This window comes from bacterium (genome assembly GCA_021372775.1).
GTDB lineage: Bacteria > Acidobacteriota > Polarisedimenticolia > J045 > J045 > JAJFTU01.
Genome location: JAJFTU010000399.1, coordinates 1 through 3,636 on the forward strand (window position 1 = coordinate 1; position 3,636 = coordinate 3,636).

General features: G+C 72.5%; 2 protein-coding genes. One reads left to right on the forward strand and one right to left on the reverse strand.

Annotation, left to right across the window (positions count from 1 at the left end; genetic code table 11):
* Positions 1-253: M3 family metallopeptidase (locus LLG88_13355; GenBank protein MCE5247894.1), on the forward strand; the 253-nt coding region annotated here is incomplete at its 5' end.
* Positions 254-465: 212 nt separating this feature from the next.
* Here the strand turns inward: LLG88_13355 and LLG88_13360 are convergent.
* A partial coding sequence (locus LLG88_13360) for a hypothetical protein (GenBank protein ID MCE5247895.1) occupies positions 466-3,636 on the reverse strand: 3,171 nt, incomplete at its 5' end.

A 3,636-nucleotide genomic window follows, 5' to 3' on the forward strand; every position in this document is an offset into this window, starting at 1 on the left:
CGGCGGCGGCAGCGGCTACTCCGCCGGCTACTACAGCTACATCTGGGCCGACGTCCTCGTCTGCGACGCCTTCAAGGCGTTCGAGGAGAAGGGGATCTTCGACCAGAAGACCGCCGCGTCGTTCCGGCGCAACATCCTCGAGAAGCCGGGCACGGAGGAGGCGATGGAGCTCTACAAGCGCTTCCGCGGCCGCGAGCCGTCCGTGCAGCCGTTGCTCGAGGACCGGGGCCTGGACAAGAAGACGGCGCGCTGAGCGCGGCGCGGCGCGGCGAGGCGCAAGGCAACGCAACGCCGCGCAACGCAACGCAACGCGGCGCGGCGAGGCGCAAGGCAACGCGACGCCGCGCAACGCAACGCAACGCTGCGCAAGGCAACGCTGCGCAACGCAACGCGACGCAACGCAACGCAAAGAGCGGGGTCGGCGCAAGCCGGCCCCGCTCCTTTTTTCGCCCGCGCGCGCCGCGGTCAGAGCGGGTCGTTCTCGACCCGGTAGAACCAGACGGCGCCGTCCGCCGCCGCGCCCGCGTCCAGGACGCCCGTTCCGGTCGCCGGCGAGTTCCGCAGCTCCTCCCGCGACGCGAAGTCGGGGGCGGCGCTGCGGTAGACCGAGTAGTCGAACGCCGCGCCGCTCCAATGGAGCGCGACGTCGGCGCCGACCTTCGTCACGGTGAGCGACGGCTCGGCCGCGGCGACGCCGATCGTCGCCGAGACCGGCCCCGCGCCGTTCCAGTCCTCGAGCGAGCGGACCTTGGCGTAGACCGTCTTCGGTCCGGCGCCCGGCGAGAGCCTGAACACGGCCGCCGGCCGATAGGGGCGCCACGAGGCGCCGGCGAACGAGGGATCCTCGGAGAGCATCATCTCCAGCGGCGCGCGGCCGGCGTCGAAGCGCACGAGCACTTCGCGCTCCGCGCTCGACGTCGTCGAACCGGTCGCCCGGTCCTCGAGCGCGATCCCGGCGAGCGTCGGCGCGACGTACAGCGTGTAGACCGCGCTCGCCGTCGCGCCGAATCGGTCGCGCACGTCGCAGGTGACCGGGTAGACGCCGGAGCGGTCGAACTGCACGACGCGGTGCGGATCCGACGTGTACTCCCCCTCGAAGTCGCCGTCGCCGTCGCCGTCCACGCGGTAGGCGAGGAAGCCGTCCCAGTCGGTCCCGCTGTCCGGGTCGGCGCCTTGGCAGGTCACGTCGTAGGTCGCGGGCTCGCGCCACTGGACGTCGATGCCGGCCGTCGGCGGATGGTCGTAGGAGTTGGCCGCGACGTGGCGCGTCGCCACCGCCGTGCGGCCGGCCGCGTCGCGCACCTTGACCCGAACCGTCCAGGCCTTGGACTTCTCCAGCGGCACGGTCTGCAGCGGGAGGCCGTAGACGCGGAAGACCTTGTCGTGCGTCGGCCGGTCGGTCCACGTCGCGCCGCCGTCCGACGACTCGGAGAACGAGCCGCCGGCGTACGGGTTGTTCGTGTCCACCGCCCAGTTCGGCGTCGCGTCGGACGTCGCGACGACGAGGTAGTAGGTCGCGCCCGGCGTCACCGCGAGCGTCGGGAAGGCGTAACGGTTGAACGCGTCGTGGACGATCTCCGACTGGGGGCGCGTCGCCCAGGCGAGCCAGTCGCCGTTCCGCGACGACTTGATGCCGACGGTGATGGTCTGCCCGGCGCCCGCGCCGCCGGTCATCGCGAGGCGGACGGCCACCGCATCGATCCGCGTCGTCGTCGTCGTGAAGCTCTGGGCCATCACCGGCTGCCCGCTGGTCCGCCAGTAGAACTGCATCGACTCCTGCGCCGCGACGACCGACGGCTGCAGCGAGTAGTCGTGGTCCACCGTCTTGACCGTGCTGAACGGCGTGTCCCAGATGCCGTCGCCGTCGAAGTCCCAGCGGACCTCGAGCGCCGACGCGGGGGTCTCGGCGTCGCTCGACCCGGAGGCGTCGAAGTGGAACGTGACCGGCGCCTGGGCGTCGTACTTCATCCCGACGCCGGTCGTGAACCGCGCGGTCGGCGCCGGCGCCGCGGAGGCGACGGCGAAGTGGACCTCGCGCACGGCGGTCGCGCCGCGATGGTCGCGGACTTCGACGCGCGCCGTCCGCTCGCCGGCGTCGGAGAAGGAGCGGCTCGCCGCGGCGGCGGAGGACCAGCCGCTCTCGAACGTGCCGTCGCCGTCGAGGTCGAAGCGATACTCGAGCGCCGCCGGACCATCCTCCTCGTCGCTCGAGCCGGCCGCGTCGAAGCGGAAGGTCGTCGTGCCGACGCCGCCGAGCCGCGGTTCGACGGCGAAGACGGCGTACGGCGCGTTGTCGGCGAGCGCACTGCCGGAGACGACGAAGTCCCGCCGCGCGAAGCGCTGCGTCGTCTGCCCGAAGTTGTCGGTCGCCCGCGCCTCGAGCACATAGCCGCCGTTCTTGAGCGGCGGCAACGCGCAGACGAACGCCTCGGAGGCGGAATCGAACGCGCCGTCCGCCGCGGCCGCGTCCTGCCACGGACCGCCGTTCAGACGCCATTCGACCCGCGCGATGCGGTTGATCGCGACGTCGCCGGTACTCGGGAAGATCTCGACGGGGGTCTCGCGGGGGAGGACGCCTGCCGACGCGCGCCCGGCGACGACGACCGGGCTCCCCGTCGCGGCGTCGAGGGCGACGACCGGGAACGTGTCTTCGGGGTCGTAGACGCCGTCGCCGTCGCGGTCCTGCAGCCCCATCTGCCCGCGCGCCCACGGGTCGATGTACTGGTTCGTGTCGAGCATCAACGAGGGAAGCGCCTCCCCCGCGCCGGAGAAGTAGCCGTGGCCGAGCTTGTTCTCGCTGTTGGCGTTCACGACCTGCATGTAGCCGCCGAACAGCTCGGCGTAGGTGAGCGCCCCGTCGCCGTACTCGTCCCGCGCGCCCCAAATGTGCGCCGTCTCGTGGGAGTAGATCTCGCGCCGCGCCGAACGCTTGAACCAGGCGCCGGGCCCGAGCGGGAAGGCGGAGTTGTAGGGACTCGGCGAGGCGCTGTCGTCCACGATCACGTAGCCGATCGCCCAGTCGGTCTTGAAGGCGTCGCGCAGCGCGTTGACCCAGAGGAAGAACGACTCGCGGCCGTCCGCGCCGTCGTAGCCGAGGCGCGCGAAGATGTCCTGCAGGACGGTGAAGTCGAGGTTCTGGTAGTTGGCCGCCTCGTAGCCGCAGGGGACCGTCCCCGCGACGCCGCTTCCGGCGCTCTCGGTGCGGTAGACGAACGTGACGCGCCCGGCCGGCGCCGCGCCGGCGAGGAGATCGATTCCCGCGAGCAGCTCGGTCAGCGTGTCGGCGACCTCGGCGTCGGTCCAGTCGTTCGCGTTCACGCCGTCCGCCGCGCCGTTCGACTCGGGACGCACGATCCCGACGGCGATGTCGCCGGAGAGGAAGTCCGAGGTGTTGTGGCGTCCCGCGATCGCCGAGAGGGGCGCGGCGGGACGCGGCGCCGCGGCGACGAACGACGACGCCGCGGGCGCCACGTCGAGGAGTCCTTCGGCCGGCGACGCCGCGAGCGCCGCCGGAGAGGCTTCGGGCCGTTCGACGAACGAGAGCGCCGCGCGGATCTCCGCCGGAACCGCGGCGCCCTTCCCTGCCGCGGCGACCAACTCCGACGTCAGCGCCTTCGCCTCGCCCGCGTCGGCCGC